The sequence below is a fragment of the Chryseobacterium sp. MYb328 genome, from assembly GCF_037572595.1.
Classification (GTDB): Bacteria; Bacteroidota; Bacteroidia; order Flavobacteriales; family Weeksellaceae; genus Chryseobacterium; species Chryseobacterium pennae.
Window position 1 is genome coordinate 1 of sequence record NZ_JBBGZQ010000028.1, and the last position, 23,722, is coordinate 23,722.

Below are 23,722 nucleotides of genomic sequence, written 5' to 3' on the forward strand. Positions count from 1 at the left end.
GGGTTCTTTAGAACCCGCCCGGCTTTGGTATATACTTCATTGAGGCATAAAAAAAGCTGGATGATCTTTCATTATCCAGCTTTACTTTATTATTGAGTGAAAATTTAGCTCATTGTTAATCCCAGCTTTTCAGCTTCAGCAATGACAAATTTTGTAGCTTCTTCCTTTTCATTAGGTATTTCTCCTTCAAGGATAGCTTCTTTTACTTTTTCCTTTAAAATACCGATTTCGCGGCCTGGCTGAAGGTTGAACATTTGCATAATCTCTTCTCCGGTAATAGGAGGTTGGAAGTTTCTTACCTGGTCCTTTTCCTCTACCTCTTTGATCTTAACAGCTACATATTCAAAATTTTTCTTGAACTTTTCCTGCTTTTTAGAGTTTTTAGTCGTGATATCTGCTTTACAAAGTGTAAACAGATCTTCAAGGTTTTCCCCAGCATCAAATAAAAGCCTTCTTAATGCAGAGTCTGAAGTATCATCTGTAATCAGGGCAATAGGTCTGGAAGAAAGTTTTACCATCTTCTGAACGTATTTCATATCACTTCCCAATGGCAATTTTAATCTTTGGAAAAGAGTTTTTACCATCTTGGAACCCAGAAATTCATGTCCATGGAACGTCCATCCTGTACCTTCCACAAATTTTTTCGTAGGGGCCTTTCCTATATCGTGAAGCAGAGCAGCCCAACGCAGCCAAAGGTTATCGGTATTCACAGAAATATTATCTACTACTTCAAGAGTGTGATAGAAATTATCTTTGTGAGTTTGTCCTTCAACTTCTTCTACACCTTTAAGCTCGATCAATTCGGGAATAACAAGCTTTAAAAGCCCTGTTTGTTCCATTAATTTTAATCCTACAGAAGGTTTTTCAGATAACATAATCTTGTTAAATTCCACCATAATCCTTTCCATAGAAACAATCTTGATCCTTTCTGCTTCCTGCCTGATGGCTTCTAAAGAATGCTCTTCAATCGTAAAGTTTAAGGTGGAGGCAAATCGCACTGCTCTCATCATTCTCAAAGGATCATCAGAATAGGTTTGAGCAGGTTCTAAAGGAGTTCTTAAAATTTCTTTTTCAAGATCTTCAACTCCGTTGAACGGATCAATAAGATCTCCGAAATTATCTTTGTTCAGAGAAATGGCCATCGCATTGATGGTAAAATCTCTTCTTTTCTGATCATCTTCCAAAGTTCCGCCCTCTACTTCCGGCTTTCGGCTGTTTTCTGTGTAGCTTTCTTTTCTTGCACCTACAAATTCCAGCTCAAGATCTTTATATTTAATCATAGCGGTTCCATAGGTTTTGAATACAGAAACCTTTAATTTAGGATCAATATCCTGAGCCACATTCTGAGCCAGTTCAATACCGCTTTGTTCAGTTACAAAATCTATATCCGTAGATGCCTTTCTCTTCATCAGAAGATCACGGACATATCCACCGACAATATATACCGACTGGTTGTTCTTTTCTGCAGCTTCAGAAATTATTTTAAAAAGTTTTAAATTCTTATTTTGAGTAAGATTAATTTTCATCGTTTATAATAGCGTCAATTTCTACCAATTCCGTTCATTAGTCATAATGAGCGTACATTCTGTTTATTTTTCCTTCTTCATCAAAAAACATCACTTCTACAGCGCGTTTATCCATAATGGATTTATAAAATAATGCTACAGAATTTACTCCTGCCGTGGAATGGATCAGATCAAAATACAGATCAGGAAATTTATTCAATGCCTTTCTCCAATATTCACGAACGGCGTCTTTTCCTTTCAAAGAACTTTCTCTTCCTCCGGTAGCCATGACAATCATGGGAGTGGTAATCTCAATATCATCGGAATAGTGGGAGAGGATATCCTCCAAATCATGAGAGTTCCAGACATTTATCCATGTTTGAGCGAATTCCTGATGATTCATAGCATGTATTTTACAAGTTGGATTTTGCAAAGATAGAATTAAAAAAAAGAAATCCTGCCGATATGAACAGACAAGACTCTAAAAATTAAATCTATTACCCTGAATTTTAAAGTAAGGAAGTTGGAAGACAGAGGCTGGAAGTTCACATTAGAATTCAGTAACTTCCTGATTCCATCCTCTGGCGTTCTTTTTATTCTCTAAGAACTTTGATCCTGTTATCGCTCCAGATTTTGATCACTGAGGATCCTGAATATTTTGAAACCTTATCTCTGTCTTCTTCCACAGCATAATCCACAAGTTCAATAATTTCTGAAGAAATATCCGAAAACTTCAACGGGCTTTTATCACCACTGAAATTAGCAGATGTAGAAACCAATGGCTTGTTCAGTTTAGTGATTAGTTTTTTACAAAAGTCATTTTTTACCAATCTGATTCCGATACTGCCATCTTCTGCTAATAATTCTTTAGGCAAACCTCTTGGGTTTTCGTAAACAATAGTTACCGGTTTTTCACTTAAATCAATAATTTCCCATGCCATTTCGGGAACATCTACCAGATCCTGAAGTCTCTTTTCAGATTCTACCAGAATAATCATAGATTTATTTTTCTCGCGTTTTTTGATATCAAAAATTTTGTTGACAGCTTCTATATTGGTCGCATCACAACCAATTCCCCAAATGGTATCAGTAGGGTAAAGAATCGTTCCGCCAGATTTTAATATTTCAATAATAGGTTCCATATTTTTTATGTATTCAAAACAATGGATAAAGGTAGAGAATCTGTGAATTTTGAACAAAAAAATGAGGATAAAAAGGACAGTGTATTGAAGTTTTTAATTTTGGATAAAATGGATGGAGGGGCTATAAAGATCAAACTAATAGATCAGGAGATCTATCCATGAAACAGAGAACTGAAATAACCTTTATTTTTAGCTTTCGTTTCAATCTTTTTCTGTTGGAGAATTTTTTTAAGATCCATTCTCATCAAATACTGAGATAATAATACTGGAAAATTAGATTTAGAACCTTCTTTGATTAAAGTATAAAGGATAGAATGGTCTTTGAAAAAGATAATTGTTGTTTGCTCATAAATTCCTGGACTGTATAAGTCTATTGGTTCGTTAAGATATATTAGATTATTGGCAGGTCTGGATATTCTGTAGCGCTTTTGAGCATATCTGATAATTCTATCTTTTGCTTCATTTTTTGAAATATTAAATTTAACTTCCTTTAAATGTTTTTCGGTGAACTTACAATATAGTAGATATAAACTAGAGAAAAATAAGCAAACTAGAATAGTATATTCCAGACTATTATTAAGTGATAGTATGGTTTTTCTAAATCCCCATATAGAAATTCCTGCTAACATTAAAAAAAGAACATATAATATCAAATTATCAAATTGATCCAACCACTCTTCTTCAAAGATTAACTTTTTAGATTGAATACTTTTTGTAATGTCTAGTTTTTTTAATGATCTCATGTTGAAAATAGATGAGTTTGGAACCAGATTGTAGTTTTAAATTCTAATAAATTTAATAATTATTATTAAATAGAATAGTAATAGTTAAAAATAAAAGTGGGATAGTACAAATAATCTGGATTTATTAAGTTTCGGCTAAAGTCCGTCCTTATTGATGTTTTATGTATGTGGAAATTGTAAATGTGTTATTTATTCTTTATCAACAATAAATAATACATTCAATTGGCTTTAGCCAAAACTTACTATTTCATTACATCCATCCTATTTTTGGCAAATATCTTTCCTCAATAATGTTCAGGTGGTGATAATTATGTCCGATAATCAATTTTCCTATGGTTTCCACTGAAATTTCATTGCCATTGGCAATACCTGTGTACTGTAAAGCTACAGGATTCATGGTTTCCAATAGAATCTGAGAAGATTTTCTTACCAGTTTGTATTCTTCCAGTAAAGATTCCAGAGATCTTTCACTGGCGAAAGATTGTTCAGCGTATTCATTTTCATCAAATCCGGGAAGGTTGTTTTTATCACCTCTTGCAAAAGCTAATATTCTGTATTGAAAAACTCTTTCAGTATCTGATAAGTGAAGAAGTAATCCTTTTAAAGTCCATTTACCTTCAGCGTAGGCAAACTTTGACTGCTCTTCAGTAAGATTGGAATAAATTCCCACAGTTTTTTCTTCTGTTTTTTTTAATTCGGCTAGCCAGTCACCTTGAGGAATCAGGTCTAAATATCTTTGGATGTATTTTTGAAAATCGGTCATGGTTTTTGAGAATTATAAGTTAGGTTTAAAATTCGGTTTTTCGGATGTAAATGAATTGATTAATAGTGTTCTATTATTCATTACTTATTTTCCATTTCTTATGAATTGCTCCATTCATAGAAATTCACAGAGTCATAGAGCTCAAAACCACAGGAAGGATATAGCTGATTACCCACGTCATTGCTTTTTCCTGTTTCAAGCAGGATACCGCAGGCATTTGAAGCTTTACATAGTTCTTTTGATTTTTCGATAAGTTCTTTTGAATACCCTTTTCCTCTATGGTTAGCATTGATATACAAATCATTCAGAAGCCAATAGCGCTGCATTCTTGTGGATGAAAATATTGGATATAACTGAACAAAGCCTGTAAGTAATCCATTTTCTTCTGCAACAAAAATTTCAGAATCTTTGTTTTGAAGTCTTTCCTGAAGAAAATCTGCAGCAGCAGGGATATCAGATGCCTTATGATAGAATATTCTGTATTGATCGAACAGCTCAGCCAACTGAGACAAATCTGCAATGACTGCTTTTCTCGTATTTTTCATAGATATGTGATGGTGATAATAAAAATGAGAAAGATATTAAATCCTTCTCATTTTTTATTGTGATATTTTAAGAAAAAGCTTTTTCCAGATCTGCGATAAGATCCTCAGCATCTTCAATTCCAACACTTAAACGGACAAGATCATCAGTGATTCCCAGTTCTGCACGTTTTTCTGCAGGGATAGAAGCGTGGGTCATTAAAGCAGGGTGATTCGCTAAAGATTCTACACCTCCTAAAGATTCTGCCAGTGTGAATACTCTTACTTTTTCAAGGAATTTGATAGCATCTTCTTTTTTTCCGGATTTGAAAGTGAATGAAACCATTCCTCCTGATTCTTTCATCTGAGATTTTGCAAGCTCATATTGAGGGTGAGATTCTAATCCCGGATAGATTACTTTATCAACTGCTGGGTGAGTTTCAAGATATTTAGCTACGGCAAGACCATTGTCAGAGTGTCTCTGCATTCTTAATGCCAATGTTTTGATCCCTCTTAATACAAGATAAGAATCGTGAGGGCCTAAAATACCACCACTGGCAAATTGGATAAAGTGAAGTTTTTCACCTAATTCAGCATCCTTAGCAATAAGAGCACCTGCAATGACATCAGAGTGTCCTCCTAAATATTTGGTTGCAGAGTGCATTACGATATCTGCTCCCAGATCAATGGGTCTTTGAATATAAGGGGTTGCAAAAGTATTGTCTACCGCCACTAAGATATCTTTTCCTTTGGCAATTTCCACGACAGCCTTGATATCTACCAATTTCATCAATGGATTTGTTGGAGTTTCTACCCAGATCAGTTTAGTTTTATCAGTGATTACATCAGCAATTTTAGAAACATCATCAAAATTCACAAAAGTGAACTTCAGCTGATATTTTTCAAAAAGTCTGGTGAACATTCTGTAAGTACCACCATAAAGGTCATCTACAGCAATCACTTCATCACCAGGATTTAATAATTTCAAAACACAGTCGATAGCAGCAAGACCGGAACCGAAAGCCAGACCTCTGGCTCCATTTTCAATGCTGGCTAGAGAATCTTCCAACGCCTGTCTTGTAGGATTGGCAGCTCTTGAATATTCATAACCGGAGTGTACTCCAGGGCTTTTCTGTGCAAACGTAGAGGTTAAAAATACAGGAACGTTTACAGATCCTGTTGCAGACTCATGATGCTGCCCTCCGTGAATTACTTTGGTATTAAAATTCATAATTTATTGTAAATTTTTACTTTAAGAAATAAGATTTTACTAATCTATTCTGAATTGTAAAAGTACTAAAATAAAGTTGATTTTAATAAAATGAGGATAATTGAAATGATCAATTATCCTCGTGTGTATTATCGTTATTTGTAATTACTTTTTTAAGACTTTAAATGTCTTTTTATTATTGTTATTAATAACGTTTACCATATAAGTTCCAGAAATCAGCTCTGATACATTGATCGTTTCATCAGCTTTAATATGTTTTTCCATAACCTTTTGTCCCTGCATATTAAATACAGTTACATCAGCGTTTCCTTTAAGGTTAGAAAAATTAAGAATGTCCTGTACAGGGTTAGGGTAAACTTCAAGACTGTTTTTCTTCATTTCTGTTTCATTTACACTTAGAGAAGAAGGGGTAACCGTGAAATTGGTGACATCAAAATTTAAATTGTTCGGAGTACTCCAGATTCCTACTCCAAAATATACGGTTTGGTTGGCTGGTAAGTTATTGGCAGTAACCCGTAAAGTTGCATTGGTAGATGGAGAATAAGCTCCAGTCTGGCAACCGGAAAGCTCTGTGCCATTACATTCTGTGAATGCCATAAGACCCATGTAAGGTTGATGTGTTAAGATCTCAAATGAAACAGATTCACCAGCAACGGGTCCTGTAGTATAAGAGAAAACATAGTCATCACCAGCAGTAGTAAAGACCTGATGATGGCTTTGGGTAGAAGTAGGTTGAGATGTACTGTATCCTCCACTACAAGTCGGGGCCAGCGTAACCCATGCCTCCGGACTGCCGGCACCGGTACCCGGGGTTGTGATTCCAGAAGCTGTATAACCATTGGTAATAGGAACAGCACCAGAACATGAAAACTGAGCAAATGCTACCGAAGAAATGGAAACAAATAATGAAACCATAAAAAAAGAAAGTTTTTTCATAAGGGTATATTAAAAATAAAATCATACAAATATATAATTTTATTAATATTTTGTTATGAAAAAACCTTCTTATGTGAATATTATTTATGTATTAAATAATTTGATTTACATTTTTATAGCTGATTTTACAGCAAATTCTTCCGCTACTTCTTCCATCCATTGTGCAACATCTTCCTCTCCGGTTGCTCTTTGGTAAGTGCTTCCTAAAGAGACTAAAATCTGATGAATAAACATTTTCATCTGGTCTACAGGCATTTCCTTTGTCCAAAGATCGATTCTTAAAGCCTCCTTTGTTTTATCATCCCATACAGAGATCATAGTTGCCTTTGTTTCCTCTTTTTCAATTCCTCCATCCTGTGCATTCCAAGTAATGTTTTCCGGAACGTGGTTTTCATCAAGCTCTACATCTATCGTAATCTGAGTTTTTCTCATATCAATCTAAAATTTTTTGCAAAGTTAATACTTCTTAAGCTTATCCAAAATTTCTATGAAATTATCTTCATCTGGAAACGGACTGTTTAGGTTGAAAATTTTACCTGCAGGATCAATAATAATAAATCTTGGGATTGACTGTATCTTATATCTATTCATAAATTCATTGGCATCAGATAACCAGAATTGCGGAATTTTTGATGGTTTTGTTTTTAAATAGTTCTGCCATTTGGATTGACTTTCATCCAGACTGATGGAAATAAACTGAATGTTATCATAATAACGGTACTGATGGCTTCTGGTATCAAATATGGGACGGATCTGTTTACATGGCCCACACCAGGTTGCCCATAGATCAATGATTACATATTTCCCTCTGTATTCTGACAGAAGATGAGCCTTTCCCTGAGCGTCAAGGAATTTTAAATCCGGAAACAGAGCTCCTTTTTGAGATATATTGAGTTGTTCAAGTTTGAAAGCTGCTAATTTTTTATAATCGGTATTATTCAGCAATTTAAATTCTCTTGCAAAAAGCTGATTTCGGGATGTACTGTCAGATTCCAGTTCCATGCTTTTTACAAGATGTTTAGTTAATAAACGGTCTTTATTAATATTGTTGGGTAAGGCATTGAGTTTCACAAAAAGAATACTGTCCGGATTGGATAATCTTTCTTTATCTGTAAGCATCTGATCCAGTTTATACTGAAGGTAGTCATCATTTTTGTTTAACAGAGCGGTTGGGTTGGTAACTCTGGAATTCAATTCATTTAAAAATGCTTTTGGAGCTGCGAATTTTGAGTCGTCCCATGATGTCATTTTTCTGTAATTGTTGATTTCATTTAAATATTGGATCGCCAATAGTTGTTTTCTATAGGCTAAATATTCATCGGATAATGCATTGTTTTCTGTATCCGTGTAATGGCTGAGCTTGTCAATATTTTTTTTCCAGTCAGCCTGGGCCAGTTCATAAAATTTTTTCGGATCATCATTATGCTTTTGTTGTTTAATAGCGTAGGAGAACTCATATCCAAATCCGTCTTCTTTATTTTTATATTCCTGCTCTGCGGATCGGTTGGAAGTAAGGAAATAATCAATATTGGAAGCATTGCAGTGGATCTCAATCTTAAAATGATCACCGCTTCCCATCATGAAATCAATTTTTTTAGTTCCAAATTCAAGGCTGTATTGGTCAAATGGAATCTGTTGTTTGGTTTCCCATAAAAAAGTACCGTTTTTGATGGCTGCACTCCCCATTTTTTTATGAAAATCTTTGGAGAAAATCTTCACCGAATCTATTTTCAGATCTGTTTCTATTGTTCCCTGAATCACTACTTCTGAACCTTTGCTTACATAAGGTTTAGGCTTTTGCAAAATAAAAAATATCCCAGCAGTTATGATGATGAAGGCCGATGAAAAAGCGATTTGTTTTTTACTATTTAAAAAAGCAGTTTTAAAACCTTTTCCTCTATACCAGAAATACCCGATAATAAGAAATACAATGGCCCAGAATAAGCTTAAATATTCGCTGTAGGTAATAAAATGATTCAGACTTTTTATATTGGGTGTTTTGCATAAGATATACAGGGAATTGTAAGGGCAGTAAGGAAGCGTAATTCTCTGAACCAAAGAAAATGTGTTAACTATGAGTCCGAGGATTCCTATAAGAAAAGCCCAGATAAAACCTGGAAAAACTACAGATACGCACAATTGAAGAGCTGCAATTCCCATTACGGCAACACATAATCTTAAAAATGTTTTTAAAACCCATATTATATCAAAAGTGAGCAGTTTTACCTCATGAGGGTTTATATAGTAATCGAGAAAGGAAAACAGAATAGTAAACCCCAGATAAGAAATAATACAAATAAAGGTTAAAATCAGTACAATCAGATATTTTGAAAAATAAAGCTGGAATTTACTGATTGGCTGTGTTTCCATAAGCTGCCAGCCATTATTTTTGTGGTCAACCTGTGCAACTCTGTTAGCAGCAATCACAATATAAAGCAGTAGCAGAAACATACAAAATGCTTTAAAATTTCCGGTAATAGCCTCTTCGAAAACAGAATAAGGTAAATCCTCAGAGGTGAGGAAACGTGGATCATAAACTTGGAACAAAAAACCTGTAAAAGGAATTAAAAGTCCCATAATCAATGCCAGGTAAACTAATCCTAATCCTTTTATTTTAAGCCATTCGGTATGAACTAATGTTATTAATTTTTTCATTGGGGCTGATTTTAGTTTTTGGTGATTTCCATGAACCAGTCTTCCAGTCCTGCACTGTTTCTGATCTCAAAGATTTCAGCATCTTTAAGAACCAGGATTTTGGTAAGATTGATAATATCCTCTCGGGACTGAACAGTGATCTCTATGGTTTGATGATCGATGATCTGTGGAGAATAATTCTCCGGAATATATTGTATAAAAACGGAGGAATCATTTAATCCTATTCTCACACGGTTATGACGGTAATAGGAGTTGAGCTCTTCAACACTTCCCGAAAATTTAATAGAGCCGTTGGAGATGATGGCAAGATGCGTCACCATTTTTTCTACTTCCTGTAATAAATGGCTTGAAATAAATATGGTGATTCCCTTTTCTCTATTTAGTTTTAACAATAATTCACGGATTTCCAGCATTCCGTTCGGGTCAAGGCCGTTTACTGGTTCATCAAGAATTAAAAGTTCCGGTGACCCAAGAAGTGTCATTGCAATAGCCAGCCTTTGCTTCATTCCTAATGAATATTTCTTCATTTTTACATTTCTGTTTTCCCAAAGATCCACGAGATGTAAAACCCGCTCACATTCCGAATCGGGAAGACCTCTTAATTTGGATAGAATAATAAGGTTATCCCAGCCCGATAAATGATCATAAAAAGCAGGACTGTCTATCAAACTGCCTATTTTCTGAAAACCATCAGGATACAGTGAAGTAAGATTTTTATTAAAAATTTCGATGGAATTGTTTTCATCCGGAAGATTACCCAACATTACCTTCATTGTTGTAGATTTTCCGGCTCCGTTGGCTCCTAAAAAGCCGAAAATACTTCCCTTGGGAACAGAAAGGCTTACATTTTTAAGGATAAGCTTATTTTGAGTAAATCCATAGTTCAGATGCTGGATATTGATTAAATTTTCCATAGATATCTGTGTGAGTTTTGGTTATAAAAAAAGACTTTCTGTAGTTACAAAAAGTCTTATATAGGTATGAAGTAAAGGTTACTTTGTTACACGCGGCTTATAACCGGATTCGTTAAAAATTTGTGTGGCATCCTTTTTCAGGAAGTCAGTTAGTTTCGTTTCAGGCTTTTCTTTAAGATAAGCTTTACAGATCTGCCATCCTGTGAAAATTCCGATTTGTGGAGAAGATTCATTGTCTATTTCAGTATAAAACTTTGAGAATGGTCCCGGAGCAATAAAACGTTCTCCCAGTCTTGGATCATCTCCAAATAACAGATTGCTTTCTACAAAATAATTCCAGATGTTAGCTTCATTGTAAGTGGCCCATTCATACTGTTTTTTAGTATAATTCATTTTCAGATAATCCGGAAAATCCGGAAGGAATGCATCCTGTAGAATCATCACTTTTCCGTTAAGAATCACCTGGTCGATGAATTTTTGATGATCCGGAGATTCCGTTACAATATTTTCAGCAAAAAGCAGAGAAACTTTAGGAACAATATTCTGTGGATTCATCGATTTTTGAAAATAAAGCTCCAATCCTTTATAATGTACATTTCCATCTCCCATAAAGCCAGTGACATCTATAAATAAAAGATTTTTCGCTTCATCATAAAAGATAGGATCCTGAACCATTTGTAAGGCTGATGAAAACAGATATACTTTTGGGCTTTTAAACTGTGGAAAGTAATGTTTGATATGTGAAAATAAATCCTGAAGTTCTTTCTGCAATTTAGCCTGGTCTATTTTTCCAATAGCTTCTTTATAGATTTTAATTTCTTCAGCATCAGCTCTTCTTTTGGAGAAATCAGCATCAGAAACAGTTCCCTGGAACCACGGAAACCGAGCTTTAAATTGATCCAACGGAATATTGGGGTTATAAAGTTCTTTAGAAATATCCGTCATTTCAATTTTTTCGGTAGTATCTTTTACCTCTATTTTCCATTGGTTTTCAGGTTCTTTTTTACAGGAATTGAATCCTACAACTAAAATAGACGAAAGGGCAATATATCTGAAAATCTTCATTATTTTTACATGGATTTAAAGTTTACAAAAGTAAGGATTAAATGGAAAATTCATGATGAAAATTAAAATATTTACAACCCTACTGTTTATTTCAGTATTTATTTTATGTAGGTCTCAAAAGCTTGATTTTAAAGATAAAAACCTGGAAAAGGCAGTTGTTGAAAATTTCGACTTAAATAAAGACGGAACGATCAGTCAGCCCGAAGCTGAAGCCGTCAATAATCTGTTTCTGGTGCAGAAAGGAATTACTTCCACGGATGATCTGAAGTTTTTTAAAAATGCTAAAATGATTATGCTGGATGATAATACTATTTCGTCCATTATACTGAAAGATATGGATAAGCTGAACCTATTTTCATGTACAGGATGTAAAGTAACGTCATTTAAAGCCGAAAACCTGAAAAACCTGACTTCTTTATATATGGATAATAACCTTTTGGAGGCTATTTCATTGAAAGAAACACCAAAAATTGACCAATTAACATTATCTTTAAATCAATTAAAAGCAATAGATCTGTCACAGCTTAAAAGTATAAGAAGACTGAATGTAGAACACAATAAGATCTCTAAAATTGATATCTCCGGAAATCCTGCTCTGCAAACACTTAATGTAGAAGGAAATAAAATGAAGGATGCGGATATAAAGAAAGGTGTAAAGACAGATGTTACAATTTTTGGAGCCAATGAATAAAACTAATAGTATGAAAATAGAAACTCAAAGACTGATTTTAAGAAAGCTTGAAGATACTGATTTTGAAAGGATGTTCCTTATGGATTCTGATCCTGAGGTAATGAAATACCTGGGACCTCCAGTGAAAAACAAAGAAGAATCGAAGGAAGTCATCAGAATGATCCAAAAACAATACGAAGAAAACGGAGTCGGGCGGCTTGCTGTTATTGAAAAAGCAAGTGGTTTACTCATAGGATGGTGTGGTTTAAAGTTATTAAAAGAACCTATAAACGGATATGTAGAAACTCTGGATCTTGGATATCGCTTTATTCCGGAATTTTGGGGTAAAGGATATGCATGGGAGGCGGCAAAAGTTACCCTTGATTATGGTTTTAATGAATTGAAAGCAGATTCCATATATGCTTTTGCAGATTCTGGAAATACAGGCTCTAAATATATCCTAAACAAAATGGGATTTGAAAATACAGGCGAATTTGAAGACTCAGGAGTTAAATGCTCCTGGTATGAACTGAAACGTGAAAAATATCTTTAATATACAATGATAACAATAAGAAAAGAAGAGGTAAAAGATTATGAGGCGGTTTTTAAACTTACAGAAGAAGCCTTCAGGGACATGGAACATAGTGACCATCAGGAACATTTTCTCGTTGAAAAATTAAGAAAATCTGAGGCATTTATTCCTGAGTTATCTTTGGTGGCTGAGGATGAACATGGTATTGTTGCCGGACATATTTTGTTTACAAAGCTTATGATTGAAAATGGTTCAGAAGCTTTTGAATCATTGGCATTGGCTCCCGTTTCTGTAAGCCCTGATTTTCAAAACCAGGGAATTGGCGGACAATTAATTCGTGAAGGTCATCTTAGAGCTCAAAAGTTAGGATACCAATCGGTAATTTTAATTGGACATGAAGAATATTATCCAAGGTTTGGTTACGAAAAAACAAGTAATTTTGGGATTTCATTTCCGTTTGACATTCCTGAAGAAAACGGAATGGCCATTGAGCTGGTAGAAGACGGATTAAAAAATAAAAAAGGGAGGGTAAAATATCCCAAAGAATTTGGAATAGACTAAAAAAATATAAACGATGCAGACACAGAAAGCAATAGATCATATTGTGGGCTGGTTAAAAGATTATGCCACAAAAGCCAGAGTAAACGGATATGTAATAGGAGTTTCCGGAGGAGTAGATTCCGGAGTTGTTTCTACACTGGCAGCTATGACTGGGCTGAAAACCTTACTGATCGAAATGCCGATCCGCCAGAAAGCTGATCAGGTAGACAGAGCTAAGGATCATATGAATGACCTGAAATCCAGATTTCCCAATGTGGAAATTATGTCTGTAGATCTAACACCAGCTTTTGAAGAGCTTTATAAAACTTTTGATGTACATGATGATTTGTACCCAAATGAAAAACTGGCATTTGCCAATACAAGATCTCGTTTGAGAATGCTTACACTCTATTATTATGGCCAGCTTAACGGGCTTTTAGTGTGCGGAACCGGAAATAAAGTGGAAGATTTTGGAATTGGGTTTTATACCAAATATGGTGATGGTGGAGTAGATGTATCTCCGATCGGGGACCTTTATAAAACAGAAGTTTACGCTTTAGCAAAAGGTTTAAACCTTATTAAAAGTATTCAGGAAGCCATCCCTACAGACGGACTTTGGGATGTGGACCGTACTGATGAGCAGCAGATTGGTGCCACTTATCCTGAGTTGGAAAAAATTCAGAAAGAATATGGAACCAAAACAGCTAAAGATTATGAAGGCAGAGACAAAGAAGTATTCCTGATCTTTGACAGAATGCATAAGGCTGCAAAACATAAGATGGACCCTATCCCGGTTTGTGATATTCCTGAAGACTGGAGAGAATCATAAATACGATATACCCAGTCTAGTAATGTAATAGATTGCCAATCATTGTTACATTGCTAGACTGATATATTGTAACATTAAACCTTGTTATTATGAACAGCAGAATAAGAGCCGTATTTTTTATATGTCTGGGCCTTCTTTTCGGAATGTCGGTGATGTATATCTATAATAATTTCATTAAAAGTAAAGATGGTTCATCTTCGGTTAAAACTGAGAATGTAAGCTATGGAAGTGCTTCCACAGAAGATCAGTATACTACCGGAAATTCATCAGCACAGGTTTCTATTGAAAAACTGACTGAAGAAAAAACGGTGATCAGTTACGTAAAAGAAAACCATAAGCTTCCGGATTACTACATTACAAAAAACGAAGCCAGAAAACAGGGCTGGAATCCTTCAAAAGGAAATCTATGTGAAGTACTTCCTGGAAAAGCTATTGGTGGAGATAAATTTGGAAACAGAGAAAGAAGGTTACCGGATGGAGATAAATATTTTGAAGCTGATGTCAATTACGATTGTGGCGGAAGAAATGCAGACCGGATTATTTATACTAAAAATGGAGACGTTTATCTTACCAAAAACCATTATAAGAGTTTTGAAAAGCAGTAATTGTCATTGCGAGGAGCGTAGCGACGAAGCAATCTCTTAATGCTTGTAAACCCTATAAACATATGAAAGCAGGTTTTATCTACATAATGACCAATAAAAATCATACAACTCTCTATACCGGGGTAACATCAAATCTGCCTAAACGTGTTCAGCAACATAAAGAGGCGTATTACACACAAAGTTTCACATCAAGATATAAATTATATATACTTGTTTATTGGGAATCTTTTCAGGAAATAGGAGATGCAATTGCTAGGGAAAAACAAATAAAAGCGGGATCAAGGCAAAAGAAATTAGACTTAATTAATAGCATAAATCCTGACTGGAATGACCTATCAGACAGTATTCAGGATATTATGAATGTTTTTTGAGATTGCTTCGTCGCTTCGCTCCTCGCAATGATCAATATATAATTTGCATTTAAATTAAGATAAGTAGTAATTTTGAAAAATAATAGTTTTGCTTATTTACTGTTTTTATTTCTGATATTCTCATGCTCAGAAAAACAAAAGACTGTAAAACAACAGGAACAAAAGGCTGCAATAACCATACTGATTCAGCCATTCAGAGATATACCTTCTGAAAAAGTAGGAAAAGTAACTGAGGGAATTAGAAAAGTGTATCCTAATATTAAAGTTCTTGATGCTATAGACTTTCCTGGAAATGCTTATTATAAGGAGCGAAACCGTTATAGAGCAGATTCAATCATTAAGTTTTTAAGCGCTGAGACAAAGGAAGGTTTTGTTACCATTGGGCTTACTTCAAAAGACATCAGTGTAACGAAAGGGAATGTAAAGGATTTTGGTGTAATGGGTTTGGGATATAGACCTGGAAAAGCTTGTGTAGCTTCAAACTTTAGGTTGAACAAGATCAATTCGGATGAACAGTTTTATAAGATTGCCATTCATGAACTTGGACATACACAGGGATTGCCACATTGCCCGGAAAAAATGTGTTTTATGAGAGATGCGGAAGGTAAAAACCCTACCAATGAAGAAACAGATTTTTGTAAAAAATGCAAAACTTTTTTAATCAGTAAAAATTGGAAATTTAGTTCAATATGAAGACAGTATATATAGATTTTACAGACATAGGCGATTACGAGGATTTTTATGCTCAGCTGAAAGAGAAGATTCAGCTTCCTGAGCATTTCGGAGATAACCTTGATGCGCTTTTCGATACCATTACCGGCAGCCTTGAAATGCCGCTTCACTTTGAATTCGTGAATATGACGGTAGATCAGCTTGAAATCTTTGAAGATCTTTTAACAACATTAGAAGATGCGGAAGAAGAAGTGGAAGATTTCACTTTTAGCTACTACCTGGAGCAATATGAAGATGATGAAGACGAAGAGGAAACAGAAGACTAATTGGTAATGTAAAAAATAAAGGTTGTTTTAGAAATAAGACAACCTTTTTATTTTCTAATAATTTTTAAAGATCTGCTTAATCAGGAAAATTTCCAACTTGACTATCCAAATAAAAAACCAACAGAACTTCTGTTGGTCTAATCATATAAGACTTACCATAAAATGTAAGTCCATATTATTTTTAATATTACAGCAAAAGCTGAATATCTAATTTAAAATCATGTGATGCAATTCTACAATTTCGTTTTATAGAAACGTCGCATCAAAATAGAAAGGCAACAAATCCTTCACTGCATGAACTTTCACAACCTCCTCATTCATGCTTGAAAAGTAAAGATCAATGTTCTCATTTTGCTTGGTTTCGTATTCTATCAAACTCTGACGGCAAGCTCCACAAGGTGGGATTGGTGGGTTTTTCTCATGAAACTCTTTAGGACCACCCACAACGAAGATCTTTTTTACCTTCACATCAGGAAAGTTGGCCGCTACCCAGAAAAGAGTAGTTCTCTCTGCACAAAGTCCTGATGGGAATGCTGCATTTTCCTGGTTATTTCCGGAGTATATTTCTCCATTTTCAAGCAACACAGCACATCCTACAAAAAATTGTGAATAGGGTGCATAAGCTTTTGCGCGGGCCTCCTTGGCTCTTTCAAATAATTGTTTTTCTATATCGCTCAGTTCGCTGCTATTTTTAAAATATTCGTAACTGATCTGTATGTCTTTTTTCATATATTGTAGACTAAAAAAGGGGGGTAAAATTAGCTTTTTTTAATGAGGTGGGCAATATTTTATTCTTCCAGTGAAAAGTTCAATTTTTTAAGACCATAAAATGTTATATACTTCAATACAACTCAGGAATGTAGAATTGAAAAACCGTTGGGTAATGTCTCCCATGTGTATGTACTCATGTGAAAACGGGATGGCCAATGACTTCCATTTTGTGCATTACGGAAGCAGAGCGCAGGGAGGAACCGGTTTGCTTGTGGTGGAAGCTACAGGAGTAGAACCGAGAGGAAGAATTACCAATCACTGCATGGGAATCTGGAATGATGAGCAGGTTGAAAAACTCCAACGGATTGTAGAATTTGTTCATCAAAACTCAGACAGCAAGATCGGAATTCAACTGGCTCACGCAGGACGAAAAGGTTCCACTTGGAATAATCTGCAGATCCCGATGGAAGAAGGTTGGGAAACTATAGCACCAAGTTCTATTCCTTATCATCCGTCAGAGAGAATTCCGCATGCTTTGAGTGCTGATGAGGTAAAAGAGCAGGTTCAAAATTTTAAAAACGCTGCACAAAGAGCTGTAAAAGCTGGTTTTGATGTCATTGAAATTCACGGAGCGCATGGATATCTTATCCATCAGTTTCTGTCACCATTGTCCAATGTCAGGACCGATGAATATGGGGGAAGCTTTGAAAACAGAACCCGTTTTCTTATTGAAATTGTAGATGCTATCAATGAAGAGCTGAACGAAAATACAGCCCTTTTTGTAAGAATTTCCGGTACAGAATATGCTGAGAATGGTTGGGATATTCAGGATAGTGTTGCGCTGGCAAAAATTTTAAAAGAGCATTCTGTTGATCTGGTAGATGTTTCGAGTGGTGGAAATATCCATGGAGCAAAAATTTCAGTTTTCAATAGCTATCAGGTTCCTTTTTCTTCTCAGATCAGAAGTGAAGCTGGTGTGAAAACTGGAGCTGTAGGTTTAATTACAAAAACAGAACAGGCCGAGGAAATTCTTCAGAATGGGGAAGCAGATTTGATTTTTGTAGCCAGAGAAATATTAAGAAATCCATATCTTGCCGTTCAGGGAAGTTTTGAAATGAAAGAAGACTGTTTCTTCCCACATCAATATACCAGAGCCAAAATCTCATCATAATAATATCAGAACATCTTAATTCTTAAGGAAATGAATATAGAAGACTTCATGCTGGCCTGCCCGAGTAAGAAATTTCTGGGAGTGGAATGCCTGGGATGCGGTGCTCAGCGTGCCATTGTTCTGGTCTTTGAAGGCAGATTTTCAGAAGCGTTTCAAATGTATCCGGCCGTATATACAGTATTGCTGTTTTTTTTCATGCTTGGATTAAGCTTTATAGATAGAAAGAGAAAGTACTCTTCTGTTCTTATGACACTAGTTGTGATCAATCTTGTGATAATGGTTGTTTCTTATGTTTATAAACATTTTTAATTATATGTTTTAAAATATTAAATATTAAAGCCGTTTTTTGAGTTTTATATAATTCTAAAAAGTCTAAAGTCGTAGAACTACTACAATTTTTGAAACTCTTGTCTGAAAACTTTTGAGATTAGAACGTGAAGTCTATCTTTGTTATGAGAAATCCTTTAAACAGGGCTATCGTTAATGATTTAAATTTAAGAATATGGCAGGAAATTCAAGAGGAATCTTAAAATTCAATGGAGGTGAAGGTCAGAAGTTATTAAAACTTAATTACAGCGTTTCAAGAGCAACAGATGTTTCAGGACGTGTAGCATCAGATCCGTCTAATGCACTGATTAAAGTAACTATTGAAGCAACAGAAAAATCTGATGTTTTGGAAAGTTTACTCAACAGTAAATATAAGCCTACAACAGGTGAAATTAATTTCAACAAATCTCATGAAGAAGGTACATTAATCAACCTGAAGTGGGAGAACGGATACGTAATCCAACACGAAGTAGATTTTGATGCAATAGACAGCAATAATATGCTGATCAGCTTTGTGATAAGTGCTGAAACCATTACTTATGGTAATTCTGAATATGCAGGACTTTGGCCCAACAGCTAAGTCTCTGTTATTTAAAAAATAAAAAGACTGTCTTCATAAGACGGTCTTTTTTACCTTATTAAAACCATATTCTGACAGGAACCTTAAATTCCCGTCTCACTAAACACTATTTAAAAACAAATCACAGCAAAATATGTCAAGCACACCTGGAATATCCAATGCCTCATTCCGTCCTACACAGAATGCGGATGGTATATCTGAAAATCATCATACAGGAATTAATCGTCTGGTAAAGCTTTCCATCGTTATAGAAGGAAAGATTATCAAATACTATAAACATTTCAAACTTAAACAAAGTACAAAAAGGCATCATGAGTTTACGTTGACCTTAGCCCATGATACCCTGGAAGAAAAGCAAACCCATTCACTGGAAGATGCTAATAAATTCCTTGGGAAACGTCTTACTGCTATTATTTCATACAAAGATATAGACAACAGCCCTGAAAGAACATTCGTAGGAGTGATTACAGGAGTAGGATTCAGCCAGGAAAAAATGAGTCTGGGAAATATTGTACTTACGGGTAGCAGCCCCACGGTTCTGTTGGATGGTGCCCCGCATATTCAGAGTTTTGGCGGAAACCAACCTGTCAATATGGGGATCATTGCAGAAGATGTCATTAAACAGGGAATGGATAAAAGCCGTTTCGATATCAGGATAGATGCGAATAATTTTTCACAGATTATCTACAGTAGCCAATATGATGAAACCCATTACAATTATCTGGCAAGAATGGCAGAAGCTTATGGCGAACAGTTCTATTATGACGGTGAAGTACTGCATTTCGGAAAACTTCCGCCCCAGAATAAAGCTATTACCCTGACGTATGGCAGCAGTGCCCACGATATAAAAGTGGAATTAAAAGCGGTTCACACCAAACCGAAATTCTACGGTTATAACAGTAATAAAAATGAAAAACTGATTTCAGGTACTACTCCCATCAAACATGTTGGAGACCTTGCTAAAACAGCATACAGTCATAATGATTCAATTTATAAAACACCAGCGCTGCAAATGGCTCCGATCAAAGCAACCACGCATCTGGATGTTGAATATTCACAGAAAAGTGCTTCCGGAAGTGAGGCCGTGAATGTTTTTACCATTTCAGGAAATACAACAGTGCCTTTCCTGCATCCCGGTTGTGTGGCTGATATACAGATGCGTAAACCGGATTCAAATGAGACTTCCTACTTTACGAGAATCATGATTACAGAAGCAGAGCATGAAATTGACACAATTGGTCATTATCAGGGAAGCTTCGTAGGAATTGCTGCCGATACAGGATTTTTACCAAGACCGGAGTATATGGTGCCAAAGGCAGAACCACAGACGGCAACTGTAATCTCCAATATTGATCCGGAAGGACAGGGAAGGGTACAGGTAAGGTTCGACTGGCAGACCAATGATACAACTCATTTTATCCGTATGATGAGCCCGGATGCAGGGGGAACCGACCAGATATCTCAAAATAGAGGATATGTAGCAATTCCTGAAGTAGGTGATCAGGTGATGGTGAATTTTGTTCACAGTCATCCGGACAGACCTTTCGTGATGGGAGGAATGTTTCATGGTGGAGTCGCTTTAGGAGGTGGTATCAATAATCATTTAAAATCTATACAAACCAGAAGCGGAATCAGAATTTTACTGAATGATGATGAAGGGAGTGTAACCATCCTGGATCCAAGCGGAAACAGCTATTTCATGGATGGAAAAGGGAATATCAATATGAAAGCTCCTAAAAATTTCACTTTAAATGCAGGAGAGAATATTAATATTACCGCAGGAAAAGAAATTTCCATTGATGCAGGGGCAAGCATTACCAGTACAGCTAATGAAGACATCAATTCTACAGCCGGAAAAGATATTATGCAGACGGCATCCGGGGATATCAGAGAATCTTCAGATACAAGAACCGAACTTGTAGATAAGGAATTCAAAAGAGAATCCGAAACTTCTCACGAAATAGCAGGTGAAATTTCCATGTTTAGCGAGGTAGAAAATATGACTATGCAGAGCGGAAAAATAGTGGAATTCAACAGTGCTGAGAAATCTAAACTTTTCTGATATGGCAATTATCAAGACGGCAACCAATATTCATATAAAAGTAAAAGACTCTTATCACCTGAATGTTGGAAATAAAGTGGAAAAGATGGCTAAGAAAATTAATGTTGAGGCACAGCGGGAAAACCTTATTTTAGCGAGTAACAAGAAGATTGTGTCTCATGGTAATAAATAAATTTAAGTTCCTTTTGCTTGGTGCTTTATGCAGTCTTTCTATGATGAATGGCCAGAACAAAAAATACAGCTGGCTGGGATCAGTTTCCGCACCTCAGGAATATCCTGTGGAAATTTACAGAGGAGCTATTGCTGCTAACGATTTTACCTATGATTTTGATGCTTCTTTGGGAACACAGAACACAGGATGGGGAAATGAAGGAAATATCAGAAAGGTAAAGACTGAAAAAATGGATCTTCCACATCAGCTGGAGTTTACCTGGTATTCTTTAACTGAAAAAAAGTTTTATACCGGAAAATGGAATCTTAATAAGAGTAACATCAAAAAACTTTTTGATGAAGGTTTTATAGATCAGGATACCCGCAAATGGATGACTTATAATACCTTTATTGTCGGACTGGCTCCTAAGGGAAAAGTCGTTCTATGGGCAAAAGGTCCTAAAAACCAAAAAGAATTAGGTTTTTTTCAGGCTCATGATACCCTTATCACTAAGGAAAATGCAATTAAGGATGCTCAATATATGTTCAAAGATGGTTTTGTGGAGGGAGCATTGTATAAAGCGTTCAAACCAGAGCTTCGTAAAAAAATTGAGGAAGATGGATATCCGGCTGAAGTTAGTTATGAAACATACAGGGAAAGATATAGTTGGAGACCTGTAGTGATTCTTCCGGAAGGAGGAGTGTGGCTGGACTTTGGATTTATTACTTATAATGGTGAGGAGGAAAATCTTTTTGCAAAAAGTCTGAAGGATAACACCTATAAAGAAAGAGCTGTTCCAAGAAATTTTGGTTTTTACTGGCGTGATAAAGATAAAAACAGATATGCCGTATGGATCGATTCTTTCAACGAAAAAGAAATTTTCGAATTATTCAGAAAAATAGGAAAAGAAGAAGAGATTGATCTGACGATTAAAGTAAATGAAAAGAACACCCAGGTTGTATTATCTCTCATTACGGATGAGGGAGAGGTTTCTATTACGAAAGCAAAGATGAGGTTGTCCCGTAAAATGGAAACAGCAGCTAATTAATTAAAAAAAGAACGATGCATAATAATCAATTTGGAGATTATACACCGCCGGCACCGCCAAAAGGTGAAATAGACATTAGAATTGGAGTCTTTTTCGATGGTACACAAAACAACAGAAGCAATACCAGAGCTGCAGGCAATGAGCCAGGATATAAGCCTTCAGCTAATGAAAAGGAAGTTTATAAAAAACAATCAAATAAAAAGGATGACAGCTATACAAATGATTTATCAAATGTTGCAAGGAAAGAATATTGGTACAAGGAAGATAAAGGTAAATATATAGGAAAAGTATATATTGAAGGAATTGGTACCGAAGACTTGCAAGGAGACATAGATAAAAAAACAAATCACAAAGGAGTTGCTTATGGTGCAGGAAGTACAGGAGTAATAGCCAAAGTACAGAGGGGATGTCAAAGAGTTGCGGAGAAGATCAATGAGCTTAAGGGCAGGTTTGAAATCAATACGATTATACTGGATGTTTTTGGCTTTAGTAGAGGGGCTGCTGCTGCAAGAAACTTTGTATTTGAAGTCTCTCAAACTAAGCCTAGAAATGGGTTGTTGGGGTTTATATTAGATAATGATAAAGTAGATTATGATTCCATTCAGGTTAGATTCCTTGGAGTTTATGATACGGTTTCATCTTATGATCCTAATGCAAGCGAGATTACGGTAAACCCAGACTTCAATAATGACGTAGAGGAATTAAATTTAAATACTTTAAAAGCAAAGAAGATTATTCATTTATGTGCTTCTGATGAACATAGAGAAAATTTTATGCTCACAAGAGTAAGGCTTGCGGGAGGACAAGACTTTTTTTTGCCAGGAGTTCATTCTGATGTGGGAGGATGTTATACTAACAATATGTCAGAAAATAAACAGGTAATGGATTTCGATAGCGTATGGGGAGATGGAGTGAGTGATAAACAGTACAACACTGCTTTAAATAATGATTTAAATAATCTAATTGAGCAGGGGTGGGTACATCGTAGTGAGGTAGTCGCTCCAAATTCCTGGCATGAAACTTATATTAATAGAGCAAGAATTAGCAATAGATATAGCTTTATTCCTTTGCATATTATGAGTGAGCAGGTAAACGAATACTATCCAAATACAATTGATCTCATTAATTTAAATAAATCCTATCGTATTCCTAATGGAACTGAGGATGAGTATTTCCCTTTAGATTTAACAAAGGTTAAAAAGAGACTTGATGAATATGTGAAAGAGGGAGCACCTCAGATGACCTATTACACAAACAAGCAGATCGAAGAATTAAGAAAACAATTAGCAACAAAAAAAATAACAACCGAGAAATTTAATAGAATTGTACAGGATCATAATTTATTAATATTTTTAAGAAACAGATATTTACACTGGAACTCTATGTTTGGAGAAATTGGATATAGACCTCATTTCACCTTTAATAAAAAAACATTGGAGATAAAAAGATTCAGAGTAATGGCATTTAATTCATGAAAATACCTTTTAAACATATACTCTTTAGGCTTGTTATATTATTGATTCCTTATCTAGGGTTCTATTTTATGTTTGCAGAAAGTAACTTCAAAGGACAAACGTATGAATTGGATAAACTACCACTATATCTCTTCTTTATTATTTTTGTTTATGTATTTGCAGAAACTTTTCTTTGGA

The 23,722-nt window shown here is 35.4% G+C and carries 29 protein-coding genes; 16 read left to right on the forward strand and 13 right to left on the reverse strand.

Annotation, left to right across the window (positions count from 1 at the left end; all coding sequences use genetic code 11):
- Positions 1–104: 104 nt before the first annotated feature.
- The 3 genes from WH267_RS21690 to WH267_RS21700 form a co-directional block, all read right to left on the reverse strand.
- Positions 105–1,526, reverse strand: a complete 1,422-nt coding sequence (locus WH267_RS21690; RefSeq protein WP_340010934.1) for a CCA tRNA nucleotidyltransferase — start codon at positions 1,524–1,526, stop codon at positions 105–107.
- Between the two features lie 37 nt (positions 1,527–1,563).
- On the reverse strand, positions 1,564–1,908 hold the full coding sequence (locus WH267_RS21695; RefSeq protein ID WP_340010936.1) for a nuclear transport factor 2 family protein: 345 nt from the start codon (positions 1,906–1,908) through the stop codon (positions 1,564–1,566).
- 190 nt (positions 1,909–2,098) lie between these two features.
- On the reverse strand, positions 2,099–2,647 hold the full coding sequence (locus WH267_RS21700) for an L-threonylcarbamoyladenylate synthase (RefSeq protein ID WP_115969425.1): 549 nt from the start codon (positions 2,645–2,647) through the stop codon (positions 2,099–2,101).
- A gap of 21 nt (positions 2,648–2,668) precedes the next feature.
- Between WH267_RS21700 and WH267_RS21705 the strand changes: the two genes are divergently transcribed.
- Entirely contained in the window at positions 2,669–2,809 is a 141-nt protein-coding gene (locus tag WH267_RS21705) for a hypothetical protein (protein WP_340010937.1), read from the forward strand.
- Here WH267_RS21705 and WH267_RS21710 read toward each other — a convergent pair.
- The 9 genes from WH267_RS21710 to gldB all read right to left on the reverse strand — a co-directional run bounded on the left by WH267_RS21710 (position 2,800) and on the right by gldB (position 11,475).
- Positions 2,800–3,390: a hypothetical protein gene (locus WH267_RS21710; protein WP_340010939.1), complete on the reverse strand. Its 591-nt coding sequence runs from the start codon at positions 3,388–3,390 to the stop codon at positions 2,800–2,802. The genes WH267_RS21705 and WH267_RS21710 overlap by 10 nt on opposite strands.
- 250 nt (positions 3,391–3,640) lie before the next feature.
- Entirely contained in the window at positions 3,641–4,153 is a 513-nt protein-coding gene (locus WH267_RS21715) for a DinB family protein (RefSeq protein ID WP_115969429.1), read from the reverse strand.
- A gap of 98 nt (positions 4,154–4,251) precedes the next feature.
- Positions 4,252–4,698 (reverse strand): GNAT family N-acetyltransferase, encoded by a 447-nt coding sequence (locus tag WH267_RS21720; RefSeq protein WP_115969431.1) that lies wholly within the window; start codon positions 4,696–4,698, stop codon positions 4,252–4,254.
- A gap of 67 nt (positions 4,699–4,765) precedes the next feature.
- A complete protein-coding gene (locus WH267_RS21725) occupies positions 4,766–5,905 on the reverse strand; it encodes a cystathionine gamma-synthase (RefSeq protein WP_047492187.1) in 1,140 nt (379 codons plus the stop codon).
- A gap of 144 nt (positions 5,906–6,049) precedes the next feature.
- Positions 6,050–6,841, reverse strand: coding sequence for a T9SS type A sorting domain-containing protein (locus tag WH267_RS21730; protein WP_340010945.1), 792 nt, complete (start codon positions 6,839–6,841; stop codon positions 6,050–6,052).
- A 105-nt stretch (positions 6,842–6,946) separates the two neighbouring features.
- Complete coding sequence (gene gldC, locus WH267_RS21735; protein WP_115969435.1) at positions 6,947–7,273, reverse strand: gliding motility protein GldC; 327 nt, start codon at positions 7,271–7,273, stop codon at positions 6,947–6,949.
- Positions 7,274–7,297: 24 nt separating this feature from the next.
- A complete protein-coding gene (locus tag WH267_RS21740) occupies positions 7,298–9,496 on the reverse strand; it encodes a thioredoxin-like domain-containing protein (protein ID WP_340010947.1) in 2,199 nt (732 codons plus the stop codon).
- Between the two features lie 11 nt (positions 9,497–9,507).
- On the reverse strand, positions 9,508–10,410 hold the full coding sequence (locus tag WH267_RS21745) for an ABC transporter ATP-binding protein (protein WP_340010949.1): 903 nt from the start codon (positions 10,408–10,410) through the stop codon (positions 9,508–9,510).
- Between the two features lie 78 nt (positions 10,411–10,488).
- Positions 10,489–11,475, reverse strand: coding sequence for a gliding motility lipoprotein GldB (gene gldB, locus WH267_RS21750; protein WP_340010951.1), 987 nt, complete (start codon positions 11,473–11,475; stop codon positions 10,489–10,491).
- Between the two features lie 52 nt (positions 11,476–11,527).
- On the opposite strand from gldB, the gene WH267_RS21755 reads away from it, so the two are divergent.
- The 8 genes from WH267_RS21755 to WH267_RS21790 all read left to right on the forward strand — a co-directional run bounded on the left by WH267_RS21755 (position 11,528) and on the right by WH267_RS21790 (position 16,020).
- Positions 11,528–12,166, forward strand: a complete 639-nt coding sequence (locus WH267_RS21755) for a leucine-rich repeat domain-containing protein (protein WP_340010952.1) — start codon at positions 11,528–11,530, stop codon at positions 12,164–12,166.
- A 10-nt stretch (positions 12,167–12,176) separates the two neighbouring features.
- Entirely contained in the window at positions 12,177–12,698 is a 522-nt protein-coding gene (locus WH267_RS21760; RefSeq protein ID WP_340010954.1) for a GNAT family N-acetyltransferase, read from the forward strand.
- A gap of 6 nt (positions 12,699–12,704) precedes the next feature.
- Positions 12,705–13,238: a GNAT family N-acetyltransferase gene (locus WH267_RS21765; RefSeq protein ID WP_340010955.1), complete on the forward strand. Its 534-nt coding sequence runs from the start codon at positions 12,705–12,707 to the stop codon at positions 13,236–13,238.
- Positions 13,239–13,251: 13 nt separating this feature from the next.
- Positions 13,252–14,046, forward strand: a complete 795-nt coding sequence (gene nadE, locus WH267_RS21770) for an NAD(+) synthase (protein ID WP_340010956.1) — start codon at positions 13,252–13,254, stop codon at positions 14,044–14,046.
- Between the two features lie 89 nt (positions 14,047–14,135).
- Positions 14,136–14,651: a ribonuclease domain-containing protein gene (locus WH267_RS21775; protein WP_340010957.1), complete on the forward strand. Its 516-nt coding sequence runs from the start codon at positions 14,136–14,138 to the stop codon at positions 14,649–14,651.
- Between the two features lie 62 nt (positions 14,652–14,713).
- Positions 14,714–15,022: a GIY-YIG nuclease family protein gene (locus WH267_RS21780; RefSeq protein WP_340010959.1), complete on the forward strand. Its 309-nt coding sequence runs from the start codon at positions 14,714–14,716 to the stop codon at positions 15,020–15,022.
- 72 nt (positions 15,023–15,094) lie between these two features.
- Positions 15,095–15,715, forward strand: coding sequence for a Zn-dependent protease (locus tag WH267_RS21785; protein ID WP_123318192.1), 621 nt, complete (start codon positions 15,095–15,097; stop codon positions 15,713–15,715).
- Positions 15,712–16,020, forward strand: coding sequence for a barstar family protein (locus WH267_RS21790; protein ID WP_115969449.1), 309 nt, complete (start codon positions 15,712–15,714; stop codon positions 16,018–16,020). The genes WH267_RS21785 and WH267_RS21790 overlap by 4 nt, the downstream gene beginning before the upstream one ends.
- 246 nt (positions 16,021–16,266) lie before the next feature.
- On the opposite strand, the gene WH267_RS21795 is transcribed toward WH267_RS21790, so the two are convergent.
- Positions 16,267–16,749, reverse strand: a complete 483-nt coding sequence (locus WH267_RS21795) for a cytidine deaminase (protein WP_115969451.1) — start codon at positions 16,747–16,749, stop codon at positions 16,267–16,269.
- 100 nt (positions 16,750–16,849) lie between these two features.
- Here WH267_RS21795 and namA point away from each other — a divergent pair, with 100 nt between their 5' ends.
- The 7 genes from namA to WH267_RS21830 all read left to right on the forward strand — a co-directional run bounded on the left by namA (position 16,850) and on the right by WH267_RS21830 (position 23,545).
- Positions 16,850–17,902, forward strand: coding sequence for an NADPH dehydrogenase NamA (gene namA, locus WH267_RS21800; protein ID WP_340010960.1), 1,053 nt, complete (start codon positions 16,850–16,852; stop codon positions 17,900–17,902).
- Positions 17,903–17,932: 30 nt separating this feature from the next.
- Positions 17,933–18,211, forward strand: coding sequence for a DUF2752 domain-containing protein (locus WH267_RS21805; protein ID WP_123318194.1), 279 nt, complete (start codon positions 17,933–17,935; stop codon positions 18,209–18,211).
- 193 nt (positions 18,212–18,404) lie between these two features.
- On the forward strand, positions 18,405–18,809 hold the full coding sequence (gene tssD, locus WH267_RS21810) for a type VI secretion system tube protein TssD (protein WP_115969457.1): 405 nt from the start codon (positions 18,405–18,407) through the stop codon (positions 18,807–18,809).
- Between the two features lie 133 nt (positions 18,810–18,942).
- Positions 18,943–20,871 carry a type VI secretion system Vgr family protein gene (locus tag WH267_RS21815; protein ID WP_340010963.1) on the forward strand — a complete coding sequence of 643 codons (1,929 nt, stop codon included), beginning with the start codon at positions 18,943–18,945 and terminating at the stop codon, positions 20,869–20,871.
- 1 nt (position 20,872) lies between these two features.
- A complete protein-coding gene (locus WH267_RS21820; RefSeq protein WP_165852175.1) occupies positions 20,873–21,043 on the forward strand; it encodes a hypothetical protein in 171 nt (56 codons plus the stop codon).
- Positions 21,030–22,070, forward strand: coding sequence for a DUF2931 family protein (locus WH267_RS21825; protein ID WP_340010965.1), 1,041 nt, complete (start codon positions 21,030–21,032; stop codon positions 22,068–22,070). The genes WH267_RS21820 and WH267_RS21825 overlap by 14 nt, the downstream gene beginning before the upstream one ends.
- Before the next feature lie 14 nt (positions 22,071–22,084).
- The gene (locus WH267_RS21830) at positions 22,085–23,545 is read left to right on the forward strand and encodes a phospholipase effector Tle1 domain-containing protein (RefSeq protein ID WP_340010967.1); all 1,461 of its coding nucleotides are present in this window, start codon (positions 22,085–22,087) and stop codon (positions 23,543–23,545) included.
- The last annotated feature ends 177 nt before the right edge of the window (positions 23,546–23,722 follow it).

Bases quoted from the DNA above. Each gene is read 5' to 3' on its own strand.
- WH267_RS21705 (WP_340010937.1), top strand. From the start codon at position 2,669: ATGGATAAAGGTAGAGAATCTGTGAATTTTGAACAAAAAAATGAGGAT.
- nadE (WP_340010956.1), top strand. From the start codon at position 13,252: ATGCAGACACAGAAAGCAATAGATCATATTGTGGGCTGGTTAAAAGAT.
- WH267_RS21745 (WP_340010949.1), bottom strand. From the start codon at position 10,410: ATGGAAAATTTAATCAATATCCAGCATCTGAACTATGGATTTACTCAA.
- WH267_RS21695 (WP_340010936.1), bottom strand. From the start codon at position 1,908: ATGAATCATCAGGAATTCGCTCAAACATGGATAAATGTCTGGAACTCT.
- WH267_RS21690 (WP_340010934.1), bottom strand. From the start codon at position 1,526: ATGAAAATTAATCTTACTCAAAATAAGAATTTAAAACTTTTTAAAATA.
- WH267_RS21720 (WP_115969431.1), bottom strand. From the start codon at position 4,698: ATGAAAAATACGAGAAAAGCAGTCATTGCAGATTTGTCTCAGTTGGCT.
- WH267_RS21725 (WP_047492187.1), bottom strand. From the start codon at position 5,905: ATGAATTTTAATACCAAAGTAATTCACGGAGGGCAGCATCATGAGTCT.
- WH267_RS21790 (WP_115969449.1), top strand. From the start codon at position 15,712: ATGAAGACAGTATATATAGATTTTACAGACATAGGCGATTACGAGGAT.
- gldC (WP_115969435.1), bottom strand. From the start codon at position 7,273: ATGAGAAAAACTCAGATTACGATAGATGTAGAGCTTGATGAAAACCAC.
- WH267_RS21830 (WP_340010967.1), top strand. From the start codon at position 22,085: ATGCATAATAATCAATTTGGAGATTATACACCGCCGGCACCGCCAAAA.
- namA (WP_340010960.1), top strand. From the start codon at position 16,850: ATGTTATATACTTCAATACAACTCAGGAATGTAGAATTGAAAAACCGT.
- WH267_RS21805 (WP_123318194.1), top strand. From the start codon at position 17,933: ATGAATATAGAAGACTTCATGCTGGCCTGCCCGAGTAAGAAATTTCTG.
- WH267_RS21780 (WP_340010959.1), top strand. From the start codon at position 14,714: ATGAAAGCAGGTTTTATCTACATAATGACCAATAAAAATCATACAACT.
- WH267_RS21825 (WP_340010965.1), top strand. From the start codon at position 21,030: ATGGTAATAAATAAATTTAAGTTCCTTTTGCTTGGTGCTTTATGCAGT.
- WH267_RS21760 (WP_340010954.1), top strand. From the start codon at position 12,177: ATGAAAATAGAAACTCAAAGACTGATTTTAAGAAAGCTTGAAGATACT.
- WH267_RS21700 (WP_115969425.1), bottom strand. From the start codon at position 2,647: ATGGAACCTATTATTGAAATATTAAAATCTGGCGGAACGATTCTTTAC.
- WH267_RS21765 (WP_340010955.1), top strand. From the start codon at position 12,705: ATGATAACAATAAGAAAAGAAGAGGTAAAAGATTATGAGGCGGTTTTT.
- WH267_RS21820 (WP_165852175.1), top strand. From the start codon at position 20,873: ATGGCAATTATCAAGACGGCAACCAATATTCATATAAAAGTAAAAGAC.
- gldB (WP_340010951.1), bottom strand. From the start codon at position 11,475: ATGAAGATTTTCAGATATATTGCCCTTTCGTCTATTTTAGTTGTAGGA.
- tssD (WP_115969457.1), top strand. From the start codon at position 18,405: ATGGCAGGAAATTCAAGAGGAATCTTAAAATTCAATGGAGGTGAAGGT.
- WH267_RS21715 (WP_115969429.1), bottom strand. From the start codon at position 4,153: ATGACCGATTTTCAAAAATACATCCAAAGATATTTAGACCTGATTCCT.
- WH267_RS21740 (WP_340010947.1), bottom strand. From the start codon at position 9,496: ATGAAAAAATTAATAACATTAGTTCATACCGAATGGCTTAAAATAAAA.
- WH267_RS21730 (WP_340010945.1), bottom strand. From the start codon at position 6,841: ATGAAAAAACTTTCTTTTTTTATGGTTTCATTATTTGTTTCCATTTCT.
- WH267_RS21755 (WP_340010952.1), top strand. From the start codon at position 11,528: ATGATGAAAATTAAAATATTTACAACCCTACTGTTTATTTCAGTATTT.
- WH267_RS21795 (WP_115969451.1), bottom strand. From the start codon at position 16,749: ATGAAAAAAGACATACAGATCAGTTACGAATATTTTAAAAATAGCAGC.
- WH267_RS21815 (WP_340010963.1), top strand. From the start codon at position 18,943: ATGTCAAGCACACCTGGAATATCCAATGCCTCATTCCGTCCTACACAG.
- WH267_RS21775 (WP_340010957.1), top strand. From the start codon at position 14,136: ATGAACAGCAGAATAAGAGCCGTATTTTTTATATGTCTGGGCCTTCTT.
- WH267_RS21710 (WP_340010939.1), bottom strand. From the start codon at position 3,390: ATGAGATCATTAAAAAAACTAGACATTACAAAAAGTATTCAATCTAAA.